This is a genomic window from Mastigocladopsis repens PCC 10914 (genome assembly GCF_000315565.1).
Lineage (GTDB): Bacteria > Cyanobacteriota > Cyanobacteriia > Cyanobacteriales > Nostocaceae > Mastigocladopsis > Mastigocladopsis repens.
Window position 1 is genome coordinate 5,749,138 of record NZ_JH992901.1, and the last position, 16,449, is coordinate 5,765,586.

At 42.6% G+C, this 16,449-nt stretch carries 13 protein-coding genes and 1 tRNA gene; 10 read left to right on the forward strand and 4 right to left on the reverse strand.

All coding sequences use genetic code 11. The features are described 5' to 3' along the window. Positions 1-13: 13 nt before the first annotated feature. The 3 genes from sixA to MAS10914_RS0127565 form a co-directional block, all read right to left on the reverse strand. Positions 14-511 carry a phosphohistidine phosphatase SixA gene (sixA, locus tag MAS10914_RS0127555; RefSeq protein WP_017319175.1) on the reverse strand — a complete coding sequence of 166 codons (498 nt, stop codon included), beginning with the start codon at positions 509-511 and terminating at the stop codon, positions 14-16. Positions 512-586: 75 nt separating this feature from the next. Continuing rightward, complete coding sequence (locus MAS10914_RS0127560; protein WP_017319176.1) at positions 587-1,867, reverse strand: DHH family phosphoesterase; 1,281 nt, start codon at positions 1,865-1,867, stop codon at positions 587-589. Positions 1,868-2,280: 413 nt separating this feature from the next. Beyond that, complete coding sequence (locus MAS10914_RS0127565) at positions 2,281-2,778, reverse strand: HNH endonuclease (RefSeq protein WP_017319177.1); 498 nt, start codon at positions 2,776-2,778, stop codon at positions 2,281-2,283. A gap of 274 nt (positions 2,779-3,052) precedes the next feature. Between MAS10914_RS0127565 and alr the strand changes: the two genes are divergently transcribed. From alr to MAS10914_RS0127620, 10 genes are all read left to right on the forward strand, one after another. Continuing rightward, on the forward strand, positions 3,053-4,240 hold the full coding sequence (gene alr / locus MAS10914_RS0127570; RefSeq protein WP_017319178.1) for an alanine racemase: 1,188 nt from the start codon (positions 3,053-3,055) through the stop codon (positions 4,238-4,240). 332 nt (positions 4,241-4,572) lie between these two features. Continuing rightward, a tRNA-Leu gene (locus tag MAS10914_RS0127575) sits at positions 4,573-4,654 on the forward strand. 1,184 nt (positions 4,655-5,838) lie between these two features. After that, the gene (locus MAS10914_RS0127580) at positions 5,839-6,909 is read left to right on the forward strand and encodes a response regulator (RefSeq protein WP_017319179.1); all 1,071 of its coding nucleotides are present in this window, start codon (positions 5,839-5,841) and stop codon (positions 6,907-6,909) included. Positions 6,910-6,974: 65 nt separating this feature from the next. Then, positions 6,975-7,352, forward strand: coding sequence for a response regulator (locus tag MAS10914_RS0127585; protein WP_017319180.1), 378 nt, complete (start codon positions 6,975-6,977; stop codon positions 7,350-7,352). A gap of 5 nt (positions 7,353-7,357) precedes the next feature. After that, entirely contained in the window at positions 7,358-7,852 is a 495-nt protein-coding gene (locus MAS10914_RS0127590; RefSeq protein ID WP_017319181.1) for a chemotaxis protein CheW, read from the forward strand. Positions 7,853-7,917: 65 nt separating this feature from the next. Then, positions 7,918-10,740, forward strand: a complete 2,823-nt coding sequence (locus MAS10914_RS0127595) for a methyl-accepting chemotaxis protein (RefSeq protein WP_017319182.1) — start codon at positions 7,918-7,920, stop codon at positions 10,738-10,740. A gap of 103 nt (positions 10,741-10,843) precedes the next feature. Beyond that, a complete protein-coding gene (locus MAS10914_RS0127600; RefSeq protein ID WP_017319183.1) occupies positions 10,844-13,897 on the forward strand; it encodes a hybrid sensor histidine kinase/response regulator in 3,054 nt (1,017 codons plus the stop codon). A gap of 677 nt (positions 13,898-14,574) precedes the next feature. Next, on the forward strand, positions 14,575-14,952 hold the full coding sequence (locus MAS10914_RS0127610; protein WP_017319185.1) for a hypothetical protein: 378 nt from the start codon (positions 14,575-14,577) through the stop codon (positions 14,950-14,952). A gap of 140 nt (positions 14,953-15,092) precedes the next feature. Beyond that, positions 15,093-15,242: a hypothetical protein gene (locus MAS10914_RS34725; protein WP_017319186.1), complete on the forward strand. Its 150-nt coding sequence runs from the start codon at positions 15,093-15,095 to the stop codon at positions 15,240-15,242. A gap of 47 nt (positions 15,243-15,289) precedes the next feature. Continuing rightward, the gene (locus MAS10914_RS0127620) at positions 15,290-15,727 is read left to right on the forward strand and encodes a TOBE domain-containing protein (protein ID WP_017319187.1); all 438 of its coding nucleotides are present in this window, start codon (positions 15,290-15,292) and stop codon (positions 15,725-15,727) included. 108 nt (positions 15,728-15,835) lie between these two features. Here MAS10914_RS0127620 and MAS10914_RS0127625 read toward each other — a convergent pair whose 3' ends face one another. Continuing rightward, positions 15,836-16,120 carry a DUF427 domain-containing protein gene (locus MAS10914_RS0127625; protein WP_017319188.1) on the reverse strand — a complete coding sequence of 95 codons (285 nt, stop codon included), beginning with the start codon at positions 16,118-16,120 and terminating at the stop codon, positions 15,836-15,838. Positions 16,121-16,449 lie beyond the last annotated feature (329 nt).

Genomic DNA, 16,449 nt, shown 5'->3' on the forward strand with positions numbered 1-16,449 from the left:
CGTTACACTACTGTCAAAGTAAGTACCTGGGTGGTGTCAACCAAAATATCTGACTACGACCCAGAGGTGAGCCTGTTTCTGGTAGTTTTACCCCAATCATACCTGCTTTTTTCAGGACTAAGCCTGATTTTGCTTGCCCCCATACGAGAATTTCTGCCCAAGCACTTAAATCGGGTTCATGTCCAACCAAGGCTAGTTGGGTTTGAGGTGAATAATTTCTCGGCTTTAACCAATCCACTACCCAACTGTCAATAGCACCATCATGGGCAAGGTATTTACATTCTTCTAGCTGAGAACTCAATCCAGCAGATATGAGGATCTCTGCTGTTTGGCGAGCTCGCACTAAGGAACTAGTAGCAATCAAATCGAAATGCAAACCCAGCTTTTTCAGTTGCTGGGCAACTTTCTCTGTTTTTTGCCGCCCCTCTTTAGTGAGCGTTCGCTCCTCATCTTTTTTTACATCTGGTTGCTTGTCTTCGGCAATACCATGACGAATTAAATAAAGTTCCACAATTTTGTCCTTTGTCCTTGGTCCTTTGTCCTTTGTCTTCGGAAACTCTGGACTAAGGACTAATGACCGATGACTCTACTCTGGTTGAATTGGGTTATCTCTCGGATTGACCAATCTCAGAAGCTTCTGCTTAATCTGGGAATCGAAAACTTCCCATTTCATTTTCGCATAGGCAGAATTTTCATTACCTCCAGATAAAAATCCCATTGGAACTTCAAACCCGCCTGCGCTTGTCCGTCCTCCGCCGAAAAAGCGTCCACTGCTATCTTGTCCAAAGGCTTCTTTGATGAACTCATCGGGGTCAAGGGTGAGTTTGGTCGTTCTGAGGGAACCAATGACCACTTCTAGTTCTTCATCTTCATCGTGAACAATGCCATACACGACAGCAGTGTGAACGTTTTCTTCTGTCACCAGAAAATCAGCCGCCTGGGGGATGGCATCGCGGTCGTCATAGCGTAAGTAACCTACACCAGCAATGGAAAAGTTATTTTGTACGGTGCGGTTTTTGAGCGATCGCTCTATGACGTCCATGACTCGTTTGGAACGATTCGCCTGTAGTACCGCGTTCAGCAACTGCGCGTCATAAAATCTGCTCAGATACGCTGCTGCCATAAAATCTTCTTCCTGTGCTTGCATCAGTCTATTAGTATCTGATCGCAAACCGTGCATCAAGGCAGTGGCGCATTTGATATGTTGATTTCTGCTACTATCTAGAGCCAATAACCCCGCCTGTAGGTATTGGGTAAAAATCGTTGCTGTTGCCCGTACAGAGGGACGGACATCAAAAAATTCTGATTTGAGATCACTCTGTAAACTGTGATGGTCAACAACCACCACGAGTGGTATTCCTGCCTGTTGCACTACAGGTACTAGCTGAGAAGTCGTTCCCTGGTTATCTATGAGGACGAAACCTTGGTAGGATGATAACTCCTTGCTTTTGAGTGTTTGTAGTGTCCATCGCTGGGCGGGTAAGCCAGTCAGTTTTACTAAAGCAATATTTTCTTGGTGGCTTAAAGCACCAGCATAAATGATGTCACATTTGATCTCGTATTCTTGAGCAATTAACTGGTATGCCCAAGCAGATGATAAGGCATCAGGATCAGGAAAATCTTGAAGAATGACCAACTGGCGCTCTTGTTTATGTGCAAGAAACGTATTATGTAGCTCTTCTGATTTCTGATTTACCAAGGAATTGTTACGCTGACCCAGAGAATTGCCATCAGTTGCCAATGCTGTAACTGAGTGCCTTGTGAGTGGAATTTCAACTGAATCTTTGTCTATTTCACCATCGTCTGGAGTTAGGTCACTCGTCAACGGCAAACTCTCTATCTGAGTAAGGGAAGAATTAAAGTGCATATGAAACGTTTTTATAAGTGTGAGGCTCCTTTCTTTCGTTAAGAGATACTACAATTTGTACTTCTATACTTCAGCCACACATGATGATCTTCGCAAAAATACTAGGACTTGACACTATATCTGTCAGTCTAATTTTTTGTCAAGAATCTATTATTAATAACTTGCACGGAAAACGCCTTTAGCACCTCCCCCTGATTTTTTTACAAATTTAGAAAGCACCCTGCTTGTTTTAGCGTTGACATATGCTATAGTGGCAAAGTTGCTCCAACCTGGTATGCATTTTTGCAGGCTCTTCTATTAGCTTCAAGGATTTAAGCCCAAGACAAGCCTTAGGATAAGCCATAATCATCAAGCAAAGGCAATAACGCAAAAAACTGACAACTGCCTGCCTTGTTCAAATGACGCAGAAATTGTCAGAGTCCAATAACGTATTTTTGCCATTCTTGGTGCATACCACTTTTAAGATGTTTGCTGACCTCAAAGTATAAGCTGCTGTAAGGTCGGCGCGGATAGTGGCGCAACATCATGTGAGCTTCACTTGGCGTGCGATTTCCCTTTTTCACATTACAGCGGACACAGGCTGTAACAATGTTTTCCCAGGTATCGCCCCCGCCACGCGATCGCGGTATGACATGGTCCAAAGTTAAATCGTCTCCCATGTAACCGCAATATTGGCAAGTGTGACCGTCTCGGTGCAGTAGGTTCCGACGAGTCAGAGGAATCTCTTTATAGGGAACGCGCACATAGTGGCGTAACCTAATCACAGTCGGAAGCGGAAAGTCTGAGTAGAGTTGCTTATTATTGAATTCTACTCGCTCAGCTTTGCCTTTAATAAGTAGGACTACAGCTCGCCGCCAGCTCGTGATATTGAGCGGTTCGTAAGAGGCGTTTAGAACTAAAACCTTCCCCATTGATAAGCGCTCAAGCTATTAATTTTACATATATTAACACAAAAAGATGTAGCTTTGGTGATGAAATAAAATTATACGTCTCGCAACAGTTAGAAACACAGTTAGTCAAAAGTTAAAAATCATTCTCCCATCTGTCCATGTTTATCGTAATAATCTTGTGTTGATTTAGGATGAGAGGTAAACTACCAGATTAATCAAGCTCTAGATTCTAGTCATGGGAATAATAGTAGATGACCTAGAAGCTTAGATAGCGGTGTGAGAGGAGTCAGTCAAGATGTTGAGCCACGAGCAAACCTCTGGTGTTACCTACAATCAGCAGTGTGATACATACGCTTGGTTCTCCCAACGTGCTTGGGTGGAAATTGACTTAGCAGCGTTGTCGTACAACGTCAAGCAGCTTTTAAAGATACTGTCATCACGCACTCAACTTATGGCGGTGGTCAAAGCAGATGCCTACGGACATGGAGCAGTTAAGGTCGCCCAAACTGTGTTAGAATCAGGCGCTAGTTGGCTGGGAGTCGCTACGGTTCCAGAAGCAATTCAACTGCGAGAAGCCGGAATTAAAGCTCCGATTTTGATTTTAGGTGCAACCCACACTCCAGAGCAAATTCATGCGATCGCCCACTGGAAACTTCAGCCAACACTAACAAGTCCCAAGCAAGCTCTGGTATTTGCTGATACTCTAGAAGCCATAAACTATAACTCTTTCCTACCCGTACACGTCAAATTAGACACGGGAATGTCCAGATTAGGAACTAATTGGCAGGAAGCGACTGAGTTTGTCCAGCTGGTACAACGCTTACCATCACTTGCCATTGCTAGTATATACTCCCACTTGGCAACGGCAGATAGTCCTGACCCCACAATCATGGAACAACAGCAACAACGGTTTGAGCAAGCAATTGCCCAAATCAGGACTCTAGGGATAGAACCGCCTTGTCTGCACTTAGCAAATTCAGCTGCTACCCTGAGTGACAAAGCATTGCACTACGACATTGTGCGTGTGGGTTTAGCCGTCTATGGACTCTACCCGGCTGAACATTTGCGCTCATGCATCGACCTCAAACCTGTTCTGCAAGTAAAAGCGCGAGTCACGCAAGTCAAAACCATCGCCCCTGGAACTGGCGTAAGCTATAGTCATCAATTTATTGCAGAGCGAGAACTCCGCCTTGCTGTGGTAGGAATTGGTTACGCTGATGGTGTTCCTCGCAATCTTTCCAACAAAATGCAAGTGTTAATTCGCGGTCAACGAGTGTCGCAGATTGGCGCAATTACAATGGATCAGTTGATGCTGGATGTGAGTGAATTACCAAATGTGCAAGAAGGTGAAGTCGTTACCCTACTTGGAACAGAGGGAAAAGAACAAATCTCTGCTGAAGATTGGGCAAATCAACTAAATACAATTTCTTGGGAAATTCTGTGTGGGTTCAAGCATCGCTTGCCTCGTGTTGCCCTAGCTTAGTCACGTGGTTAGTGGTGAGTCCAGCACTGCGGGAGGCCAGACCAGTACCGCAGTTTCTTACGGCAGAGTTACCTTCCAAGAGAACTGCTCGCTGCACCGACGTTTCACGCTCTCACGGCAAGGACCGTTGGCGCAGCCTCTGGGGAGGAGATACCCGTAAGCGCAGAGCGCATACTACGTGTTGGCGCAGCCTGTTCACAGGACTTACGCCGTAAGGCGTAGCGTCAGCCATAGGGTTAGTAAATACGAAAACAACTAACGACTAACCAATAAATAACTCATCGTTAGATATTGCTATACATAAGTTTGTTATGATAATATCATGAACTGATGCGGATGTGGCGGAATTGGCAGACGCGCTAGATTTAGGTTCTAGTGCCGCAAGGCGTGAAGGTTCAAGTCCTTTCATCCGCACTTTCTAGAACAAATGATAGTTGAATGGTCAGGGTGACGACTTTTTTGTATCACCTGTCCATTCATAAACCACACTCCCCCAAAGCATTTTAAAATTCAAAATTCAAACTTGAGAAAGCCAGTTTAATCGCCTGGGCAAACATTCCCTGTATCGTAGCTTAAGTTTTTTGGATTGTATAAAAATCGTAAAATTTGGATGCTGCAAGCAGAAAAATATTAATCTCATAAACAGAAAAAAGTTGAAACAGAAGCCAGACAGACAAATATAGTGATAGGAGATTTTTACACCCCTTTTTTTAGAAGGAAGCTTACTATACATTATTTTTCATAGATTCAAGATGTGATGGCTTGTAGTTGCGCTTTAGCGCTCATGGCTGAGAGTCGTTATAAACTTAATTGTTGAGTAGCAAATCAAGTGGAGCATTCTTTGAGCAACTTTAACTGGTACTATGCATGCGTTGTATATTCTGTCTTAAAAGTCACTAGTTTCAGCCATATCGATTTTTACTGCAGGATGAGATCAAGAAGTACAAGTTGCTAACAATAGTATTGATTCAGCAAACTACAAATGCAACAGTAGTTATAATTCTATGACCATTAATAATATTTTTTTAGTATAAAATTCAACCTTATAGCCTTCAGTGATTCCGCTCGTATCATAACTGGCAGATTTAGCTTTTAGCGTTTATAACAGACAGTGGCACTATTCTATAAGCAGGGCATTTTTATGCTTACTTTATCAAGTAAACACGTAAAAATACTGATGATTTAGCAAAATTTACCTTAGATTTACCTTAGTCAGAGAAACCGTATTATACTTAAGTACAAGTAGTGAAGAGGGCAAGTTTTAACTTGCGAGTACAAGCAGGTATTATTTCGGTTGCCATGACGTAAGATTTACTCTAAGGGAAGTGGCTTCATCTAGTCTTTACATTTTTTTGACTTGTCGTGTAAAGATGTCTGCTACTCTCAGTATCAGTAAGTAAATTTAACTGCAATTTACGAGTTAACTGAGATTTTTTCATTATAAGGGAAGGGTGCTACCGCTGAGTTTTACCACAAATATTAAAGCAAGACTTTTGTATTTTTTGCAACAAAAGCTCTAATGAGTTGCATCAAACTTGTGGAAAAACTCTGCATAAATTTAGCTCACACTAGCAAGAATTTAGCCAAGTAAAAGCAAAATGAGCACAACTCCTTTAGGTAGCTACAAGTTTTTTCAGAAACTCCACCCGCTATCTCTACTAGCACAACTAACCAGTCGGCGTGCTACAGGGTGCTTACAGGTATTTACAGAGTCCGTTTCTTGGTCAATCTATCTAGAGGACGGTAAACTCGTTTACGCCTCTTCGGATAAAATATTTGATCGGCTTGAGAATCACTTGGGGCGCTTGAGTCAGCAAATACCCATTCTCAACAATGCACTTCTTATGCAGGTAAGACTGATATTTGAGCAAAACGGAGAAAATCAGTCAATACCACAACCAGATTATCAAGCTATTTGCTGGTTAGTCAATGAAGAATATATCACCCCTCCACAAGCAGCAATCTTGATAGACGAATTGGCTAAAGAAGTACTGGAGTTATTTCTAGCAGTAAAACAAGGGAGCTATGAATTTAAGAGTGAAACTCCCTTAGATCAACTACCTAAGTTCTGTCGTTTGGACTTGCGATTACTTGTAGAACACTGTCAAAAGCAGTTACGAAATCGGCAACATACCCAGTCACCGCTTATGACCCAAGTCTCCCAATTGGGGACTACAACCAAGATTCCCCCAATGGGGCCAAACTCCCAAGTCAAACTAGGGGAACAATTGCCAAGACAGAATAATTTTGATAATTCTAATCTTAACAGCAATAAAAGTTTCCACCAACCTCCTGGTAAAAGCACATATACAGTAGCCTGCATTGATGACAGTCCAACGGTGTTGAATTCTATTAAACACTTTTTGGATGAAAGTACATTTTCAGTTGTGATGATAAACGACCCGGTGAAAGCTTTGATGCTAATTCTCCGTAGCAAGCCCGATTTAATTTTACTAGACGTAGAGATGCCAAATTTAGATGGCTACGAGCTATGTTCTTTGTTACGCAGGCATTCAGCTTTTAAGAATATCCCCATTATTATGGTGACTGGCAGAACAGGATTTATAGACAGAGCAAAGGCAAAAATGGTCAGAGCATCAGGCTACTTGACCAAACCTTTTTCCCAGTCGGACTTATTAAAAATGGTGTTTAAACACATTGGTAATTAAGGAAAAGAAGAAAGGAACAGTAACATAAGTTTAATAAAAAAAATTAGTTGTCTAGGAGATTTAGGGTGAGTATTACTTTGCTTGGCACAATTTTGATTGTTGAAGATTCTCCCAGTGAATTGGAACTGATGAGCCATTATCTCAAAGAGAGTGGTTATAACGTTATTCAAGCTACTGGTGCAAAGGAAGCTTTAGAAAAAGCACAATCACAAAACCCAGACGTCATTGTGACTGATCTGGTTATGCCAGGAATGAGCGGTTTTGAGTTATGTCGTTCTCTCAAGAAAAATCCGGCGACTCAAAAAGTGCCGATTGTGATTTGCAGTTCTAAAAATCAGGAAATTGACCGATTGTGGGCAATGAGACAAGGCGCTGATGCCTATGTCACCAAGCCTTACACGCGAGAGCAGCTCCTACGGGCTATTAAATCAGTGGTGATTTGAATCGAATGAATAGTTCAAAACTTACGTCTTTAAAACAAGATCAAAATAACTTGGGGGATGGCTATCTCAGGTTTCAGCTAAATAGACACACATTTGCCACCTTATCAATGAGGCACACGCAAGAAGCGGTTGTTGTGCCTGTTGAGACTATCACATCGATGCCAAATATGCCCGCCTGCATTCTAGGATTGATGAACTGGCGGAGTCGCATAGTTTGGGCAATCAACTTGCCAAGGATGTTCAATCTTGAATATCTAGATAATAGGCTACGTTCGTATAACGTAATTATTATTCGGGTTGATTCAGTACTTCTAGGCTTGGTTGTACAAGAGATACAAGGTACAACTAAGTTTATGCCTGATGATATTCGCTCTCCTGTAGGACAAGTGGCATCAAGTTTAATCCCTTATCTACGCGGTTGCGTGATTCAACAAAAAGAAATACTGCTTGTATTGGATGCACAAGCTATTGTGCAGTCTTCTATTCTCCGCAGTGATTAGGGTGTACTCAAAAGAAAAAACTGCTTTTTCGTGTTTTTATTCACCACTCCAGGAGAATATTTTTTATGTTTAATAAAACTGATCCAGCTAAGAGGATTGATGATCAAAATGGAGCATCTGTTTCTGCATCTGATCATCTCACAGATAATGTAGTAAAACTACCTCAAGAAACTCATACTGAAACTTTTCACGATTCTAGCCCGAATCGTGTCTCTACGACTTTCAAGCGGCTTAGCTTAAGTACCAAAGCGACATTGTTGGCAATTGCTATTGGGACGCTTCCGGTAGTGGCAATCGGAACGCTTGCCTACTTAGTTGCTAGTAACTCCTTAACCAATAAGGTTTCCCAAATTCAACAAGTTGAAGTCAAGGGTCTAGCAGACAAAGTCAACCGTTTCATCATAGAACGGAACAACGATATTCAACTCATATCTAGTCTACCAATACTAACAAATTCCAAAATTGGAGACGTGCTCTCTCAAAAGGAAAAGCAAGCATTGCTGGATAAGTTTGTAGATACTTATAAAGTATATGACAGCATTGCAGTACTTAACTTAAACGGCGATGTCCTTGCCCAATCTCAAGGAGATGCAATTCCCAATCAAAGCAGTAGTAATTACTTTCAAACAGTACGGCAGAACAACCGTCCTTACATTAGTCAACCTGAAGTCACAAAAAATACAGGAAATCTGAACGTTTACATTGCAGCGCCTGTCAAAAGTATCACAGGAGAAACTATCGCCATAGTCAGAGCGAGGATGCCTGTCAAATCTCTAGAAAATTTGCTCAGAAATTATACCCAAACAGGACGAGGATTCCATTTATCCGATGCCTCAGGAAAAATTTTCTTGTCAGCAAACAGGAATCACATCGGTAGAGATGCCAAAGCAGATTATCCTGGTTTGGCTGAACGGCAAGCAGCAAGAAAAGACGATACCTTTGTGACTGTTGATCAAATCGACAACAAAGAGGAACTTGTCAGTTACACATCCATAACGCCAGAAGGTTTGCCAAATTTGAACTGGCAAGCCACTCTGTCCACAGAGACAGCAAGCGCATTTGAGCCTCGAAGACAATTGTTGCTCACAGTAGCAGTAGGGATGGGACTGACAGCATTAATTGTGGCTCTGATTGCAGTATGGTTAGCTAAACGTACGACACAACCAATTGCACAAGCGACCGCAGCAGTGGCAAAACTGGGCAAAGGACAACTCGATACCCGTTTGGAGGTGAAATCAGAAGATGAATTTGGCATTTTAAGTGCCAACATCAACCAAATGGCGGCGCAACTCCAAACCCTAGTGAAAAAACAAGAACTGGATACTGAAAGGGCAAAGATACTGGCAGATATTACCCTACGTACTCGTAGAAGCCTGAAGGTCGAAGATATTTACAAAACAGCCGTCAGAGAAGTTCGTCAGGCGATGAAAACAGACAGGGTTATCATCTATAAATTCAATCTTGAGACCTTGGATGGAGATGTTGTGGCTGAATCAGTCACTAGTGGCTTGCCGAGAATGTTGGGAGTGCAAATCGATGATCCCTGCTTTAGAGAACGCCATGCAGAAACTTATAAGGATGGTCGAGTGCGGGCAATATCCAACATTTATCAAGACTCCAATCTCAGCAATGCAGCTTGCTATATCAAAATGTTAGAGAAATTTGCCGTTAAGGCAAATTTGGTGGCACCAATTATTATCGACGGGGATTTGGTGGGCTTGATGATTGCTCATCATTGTGACAGTCCCCGGAACTGGCAACAAGCTGAAATAGATTTGTTTAAACAGCTCTCCATCCAAGTCGGCTATGCCCTAGAGCAAGCACAGCTGCTTGAGGAGGTAGAAAAAGCAAGAGGTATAGCAGAAAGTGTATCAGAAGACGAACGCCAACAGAAAGAAGCGCTGCAAATGCAACTCCTAGAACTCCTTTCTGAGGTTGAAGGTGCAGCTAGTGGAGACCTCACGGTACGTGCAGAAGTCACAGCAGGAGAAATTGGCACAGTCGCCGACTTTTTCAACTCTATTGTTGAAAGTTTGCGGGATATTGTGACTCAAGTTAAAGAAACCGCTACCCAGGTGAATAAGGCAATTGGCAGCAACGAAGGGGCTATCCGTGAACTCGCAGAGGAAGCACTCACTCAAGCCGCAGAAATCAACCGCACTCTTGATGCTGTTGACTACATGACCCAATCAATTCAACAAGTAGCCGCCAGCGCCCAGCAAGCAGCCGCAGTTGCCAATACCGCAGCCCAAACTGCCAAAAAGAGTGGCATAGCAATGGATATGACGGTGCAAAATATCTTGCATTTGCGCGAAACAGTAGGCGAAACAGCCAAAAAAGTCAAGCGTTTAGGAGAATCAACTCAACAAATCTCCCGTGTGGTGGCATTGATTAACCAGATTTCCATGCAAACCAACTTGCTAGCTATCAACGCTGGTATTGAAGCAGCGCGTGCAGGTGAGGAGGGTCAAGGTTTTGCTGTAGTCGCTGAGGAGGTGGGCGAACTCGCAGCCCGAAGTGCGGGGGCGACAAAAGAAATCGAACAAATTGTGGAGAACATCCAACGCGAGACCACTGAGGTCGTGCAGGCGATGGAACTAGGAACCACTCAGGTTGTGGAAGGAACGCGAATTGTCGAAGATGCCAAGCAAAATCTCAGCCAGATTTTGGATATTTCGCGGCACATTGACTTGTTGGTGCAGTCAATTTCTCAGGCTACAGCATCACAGGCAGAAACATCGCAAACAGTCAGCCATTTAATGCAAGAGATTGCGGCTTCTTCCGAACGCACGAGCGATTCTTCAATGAAAGTTTCTGAGTCTTTGCGACAAACTGTGGAGATTTCGCAGCAATTGCAAGCAACTGTTGGTACGTTCAAGGTGAATTAGTTATTGGTCTTTTGTTCTTTGTCATTTATAGCTGACTTGTGACTAATGACTAATGACTAATGACTAATGACTAATAACTAATGACTAATGACTGATAAAGACTATGTCACAAGACAAAGAATTAGAAATCCAGATGCAGTTTCTGGAGGAAGCGACTGATTACCTCAATACCCTAGAAGGGGTATTGCTGGGCATCAACACCAACAATCGTATCTCTCCAGAAAAAATCAATGCCGCACTCCGAGCCGCCCACTCAATTAAAGGTGGCGCAGGCATGATGGGATTTCGGGCTTTGAGTAATTTGGCTCATCGTCTGGAAGATTCCTTTAAAGTTTTGAAAACAAGAAAAAACTCTTTAGAAATTGATACAGAATTACAAAGTTTATTGCTGTCTGGAGTAGATTGGCTACGTCAGATAGTGGAATTGCTATCAGAAGGCAATACCGTAGATGAGCAGTGGTTATCCACATTCTGTTATCCAGTTTTTGAAGAACTGCATACGCGTTTGGGAGACCCAAATCCTGAGGACGCTGCAAGTATGCTGTCTCCAGAAGATGGGCAAGACATCATCCCTTTGCTATTTGAAACAGAGGTAGAAGGGTGTTTGCAACGCCTAGAATCTGTGGTAGCAGATAGCGCACAGCCCTGTTTAAAAGAAGAAGTTGCGATTATGGCAGCTGAGTTGGGTGGTTTGGGTGAGATGCTCCAACTACCAGCTTTTACTCAACTGTGCGAATCCGTGGCAAACCACCTAGAAGCTGCTGCTCCCTCGCAGGTAGAAACAATTGCCCGTGCAGCATTGGAAGGATGGCGGCGATCGCAAGCTTTGGTGATCACAAATCAACTCGATAGGTTACCGACAGAAATTCGGCTTGGGAATTTGGCTGTCGAAGCCGCAGCTTATCCTCAAACAGAACTGTTTAAAGCAGAAGCACTAACCACACCAGAGCAAGAAATACAAGTCGCACAACCAAATATTCTGCAACCAGAAGAAACTGCAGAAACTTGGCTGGATGATGAAATCATTGCAGCTGATTTTGAAGCCTTAGAGGCAGCTTTTGCTGATGAAAGGAACGCTCAAGTTGAAATACCAGAGCCTGTCCCAGTCTTTTCTCAAGAAATTCCGACAACAAATTACAAATTTGTTGAACGTAAAGTTGAGCAAACTGCTGGTAGCAATAAGAGTGAAGCTCAGGAAAATACAGTCCGAGTTCCTAGCAAGCAACTTGAGCAAATTAATGATTTGTTTGGGGAAGTGATCATTCAGCGCAACGGGTTGAATTTGCAACTTGAAAGATTACGCAAACTTATTCGTAATCTAAACCAGCGAGTGCAAATCCTGGAGCGAGAAAATCAGCAATTACGTACAGCTTACGACAAAATAGCAACTCAAAGCGTAGTGCCTTCTAATCTTCCATTGCTGGCGTTACCACCGAGTGAAAAAGTGTATCCTATTCCAGCACTTAACGATAGCGACCAGACACAAAGCGGGTTTGATTCCCTAGAAATGGACAGCTATAACGAATTAAACCTGCTTTCTCAGGAAGTGATGGAAACTATCGTTCAGGTGCAAGAAGTCACCACTGATATTCAACTCAGTATTGACGATACAGATCAATTTGCCCGCAAACTTACCAAAACATCCAAGCAGTTGCAAAGAAAGCTGACTCAAGTACGGATGCGTCCGCTTTCCGATGTTGTCGATCGCTTCCCCAGAGCTTTGCGCGACCTGTGTGTAGAGTACGGCAAAAATGTGCAGCTGAAAATCGAGGGTGCTGGTACCTTAATTGAACGTAGCATCTTGGAGGCTTTAAATGAGCCTTTGATGCATATGGTGCGAAACGCATTTGACCACGGTATCGAAGACCCAGCAACACGCCGCAGCTGTGGCAAGCCAGAACAAGGATTGATTGAAATCAAAGCCTCTCACCAAGGGAACCGCACAATAATTACTCTCAGAGATGATGGTCGTGGGATTCCACTAGACAAAATACGCGCCCGTGCCATAGCTATGGGGTTGGAGGCTACTCTCATAGCGCAAGCTACCGATGAAGAACTGCTATCACTGATTTTTGAGCCGGGATTTACCACCTCTGACCAAGTGACATCCTTATCAGGTCGCGGTGTCGGCATGGATGTGGTTCGCAGCAACCTCAAACAAGTGCGGGGAGATGTCAAAGTTGATACCGTACCGGGACAGGGCACGACCTATACGCTATCAGTGCCGTTTACACTCTCAGTGGCAAGAGTTCTGCTAGTAGAAAGCAATCGAATGCTTGTAGCATTTCCCACAGATGTGGTTTCGGAAATATTCTTGCTTAATAACGAGCAGGTGTTCCCCATGGCTACCAGCGAAGTCCTGAGTTGGCAAGGAACTATGCTACCGTTGGTTCGCCTAGGTCGGCATTTAGAGTTTAATTGCCCTCGCTATGATAACCCAAATTTGGAAACTCCTCCTGCAATCAATGCTGCTAGCATACTCATACTTAACCAGGGCAATCAACCAGTAGCGTTGCAAGTAGACCGTTGTTGGGGTGAGCAAGAAGTTGCCATCCGTCGAGTTGAAGGAAACATAGCTCTGCCTAATGGCTTCAGCAACTGTACGATTCTGGGTGATGGTCGGGTAGTACCATTGGTGAATGTCAACGAGTTACTCTATTGGATTGCGACCAATGAACGCACGCCCAGAACTAACCAACTGCCATCAGCAAGGTTAAAAAGCGTTTTCCTCAAGGCATCTGACGACAAATCAGTATTGTCAATTAATCACAAGGGCATGATTTTGATTGTCGATGACTCAATTAATGTCCGGCGCTTCTTAGCCTTAACTCTAGAAAAAGGAGGATATCAAGTAGAACAAGCTAAAGATGGTCAAGATGCGCTAGACAAACTTCAGAATGGTTTGAGAGTTCAGGCTGTCATTTGTGATATTGAAATGCCTCGTGTTGATGGCTATGGGTTTTTAGGTCGTATAAAATCGAACAACGACTTTAAAGATATACCAGTTGCTATGTTGACCTCTCGTAGTAGCGATAAACATCGTCAACTGGCAATGCAATTAGGTGCTAGAGCCTACTTCTCCAAACCTTACAATGAGCAAGAATTACTGAGAACATTAGATGAAATCATTTTTCCTTTAGCAGGAGCCTCACACTAGCCAATTGTCAATAGGAAATAATCAAAAAGCTATGGACTCTTGCGTTTGACATCAATAGTGATTACCAATTCGCTTTTTGTTAATTATTGGATAATATTTGGGAATGATCATTGAATTAAAGTAAGGTAGTAATTTGCTACACTGCTAAAATTCTTACTTACTTTTTATTGCAAGCTCATTGATACCCCGTCCTTCCCTCAACAAAACAGCTTGGGGGAAGTATTAATAATTTGTCATTATTTCACAGTCCTTACTATGAAAGTAACGCTATGAACTCAAGTGAGTATGTCGTCGAAACTTTAATTTTTTTCATAGTTCCTTCCCGAGCATTACGAGTACTAAATATCATGTCCGATTAAAGAACCTTACTACATATAAGTTTTATTATGGGTAATTTGCCGGACTTGATATAACTTGTATATTTTGATGTCTCTGTATTGTTTCACCTCACTAATGCTAGCAACTATTAGCTTATATGGTTAACATCTTAGCTGCCAAAGGCAATTTTTTACTTTTTCTTAAACTTATAAAAACTACCACGACTGTTAATAAAGTCTTCGATAGTTTATTACATTTTTTATTTGAATTTGGAAAAAAATCTAGAGAATTTGAGGTCTTCTTATGAGGAAGTGCGAATTTATGTATAAGCTATCCCGTTGCTAGAAAGGGTTTGTGTCATGAGTAAACGTTTTCTTCCTCCTCTTTCTCCAGATGATTTGCCTCCAACTCGGGTGACGCAACTTGATGGGTTATTATTAAGGCAACTAGAAGAAGCCACAGGCAAACGCTTTTTCAAGGCTTGCAGTCTTATGACTCGGGCTTTGTTGTCTAGTTGTCACTGGTATTTCCAGATAAACGCTGGCACTTTGACACTAGTTATTAATAGCTATGACATAGAAAGTTATCAGCATATAGCGAATGCTCTTCCCCAAATGGTTGACAAGTTAAACCTATTTTCCAACAGTGCCAAAATCCGTTTCTGTCTTCCAAATAACGGAGGTATACCGTGGGAAATTCGCTTAGATGAAATATCGGATGAGGGAAATGTGCTTTAACATATTGTTGCAATTACCAATACATTAAGTGCTCATCATATTGCTGAGGCGTTTCTTTGAGAAACGCCTTCTCTACTATAGAGGATACATCACATCTTGTAAGCTAGTGCTAGCAGATCTGAGTAAGTGAGGGTTGGATTATGCTACAACTGGGAACAGGTGAAACAATCCCAAGCAAGTTACCAGAAGCAAACTGGCAAATGCTGCGCCAAGCAAAGCAAAAAGTCGTCTTCTTTTCAGAAGAAAACAGCTGGAAAAAGATTTATTTTCAAAGGATTTCCGCTTGGTAGGATCGTACCAGAACAAGCTAGCAATTACCAACTAAATTGGTAAAAATATGCCAAGAAAAGAACAAGGATGGATTACTTTTCAAACCTCAGAGGAGGAGCGAAAAATTCTCGAAGAGTTCTCAAAGCAGTCTCAGCGCACCAAAACAGAAATTTTGCGGGAACTCGTGCGTAGTCTCAATAAGCCATCTCCACCACCGCCATCGCTACCAACCCCACAGTATGAAACAGAGGAGGCTTGGACTCCAGAAATAGAAATTTTTAGTCCGAAGAAACGACTCAAAGTTAGCTCCCGTAATATTCTTAAGGGAATCGTTAAACGAGTTGTCACAGGAGCAGTTAACACAGAAATCACGCTGGAGATTGTTCACAAAGTTGAGCTAACCTCAATTATTACTCGAGTATCAGCAGATGAGTTGGATCTTTCTGAGGGGAAAGAAGCTTACGCAGTGATCAAGTCCAACGATATTGTTATTGCTAGGGAATAGTTGCTTTTTGGTGTTTGGACAAAAGCCTTCACCTTCAACCCCTCTCCCAACTTGGGAGAGGGATATTGTTATTTGGAGTGAGGTTATTTGACAATCATCAAGCTTTGACTAAGCCTCGACTTTGACACCTCTCCAGAAAGCGACATAGCCCTCAATATTCTTAGCCTTCTCCTTTGCTTCAGGATAGTACCAAGCAGCATCCTTGTTGACTTGTCCATCGACTTCAATAGTATAGTAACTGGCAAGACCTTTCCAAGGACAAGTCGTGTGGGTGTCGCTTTCGGTGAAGTACTGCTTGTTAACTGAGTCTGGGGGAAAGTAATGGTTGCTTTCCACAACTACAGTGGTATCGCTTTCGGCTAACACAGCACCATTCCAGATTGCTTTCGGCATAGGTAGTAAATGCTCATAACGCTACACATAACATTATGATTCCTAGAGCAGACATCTTGCCCACGCATTAAACGATAGCTTACTGCAAATAGGGGTAGTCTTGAACAAGTCTACAGTCCCAGAAGAATAAGCAATAACCACAGATGGACACAGATACACACAGATGGATTTCTCTGTGTATTTTTGTATTAAACCTTACACAGAATAAAGAATAAAATTTTCATATTTCTTCAGTAATTTTCCGTCAGACTAGGCAAAGTGCTATTCACCCTCTTGCCTACGATTGACTATCATGTAAAGCAGGCACAATGCCGACCCATGCAACACAC

What these genes read in the sequence shown, in the direction of transcription:
- MAS10914_RS0127560 (WP_017319176.1), bottom strand. Translation starts at nt 1,867, where the DNA reads ATGCACTTTAATTCTTCCCTTACTCAGATAGAGAGTTTGCCGTTGACG.
- MAS10914_RS0127565 (WP_017319177.1), bottom strand. Translation starts at nt 2,778, where the DNA reads ATGGGGAAGGTTTTAGTTCTAAACGCCTCTTACGAACCGCTCAATATC.
- alr (WP_017319178.1), top strand. Translation starts at nt 3,053, where the DNA reads ATGTTGAGCCACGAGCAAACCTCTGGTGTTACCTACAATCAGCAGTGT.
- MAS10914_RS0127580 (WP_017319179.1), top strand. Translation starts at nt 5,839, where the DNA reads ATGAGCACAACTCCTTTAGGTAGCTACAAGTTTTTTCAGAAACTCCAC.
- MAS10914_RS0127590 (WP_017319181.1), top strand. Translation starts at nt 7,358, where the DNA reads ATGAATAGTTCAAAACTTACGTCTTTAAAACAAGATCAAAATAACTTG.
- MAS10914_RS0127595 (WP_017319182.1), top strand. Translation starts at nt 7,918, where the DNA reads ATGTTTAATAAAACTGATCCAGCTAAGAGGATTGATGATCAAAATGGA.
- MAS10914_RS0127600 (WP_017319183.1), top strand. Translation starts at nt 10,844, where the DNA reads ATGTCACAAGACAAAGAATTAGAAATCCAGATGCAGTTTCTGGAGGAA.
- MAS10914_RS0127610 (WP_017319185.1), top strand. Translation starts at nt 14,575, where the DNA reads ATGAGTAAACGTTTTCTTCCTCCTCTTTCTCCAGATGATTTGCCTCCA.
- MAS10914_RS34725 (WP_017319186.1), top strand. Translation starts at nt 15,093, where the DNA reads ATGCTACAACTGGGAACAGGTGAAACAATCCCAAGCAAGTTACCAGAA.
- MAS10914_RS0127620 (WP_017319187.1), top strand. Translation starts at nt 15,290, where the DNA reads ATGCCAAGAAAAGAACAAGGATGGATTACTTTTCAAACCTCAGAGGAG.
- MAS10914_RS0127625 (WP_017319188.1), bottom strand. Translation starts at nt 16,120, where the DNA reads ATGCCGAAAGCAATCTGGAATGGTGCTGTGTTAGCCGAAAGCGATACC.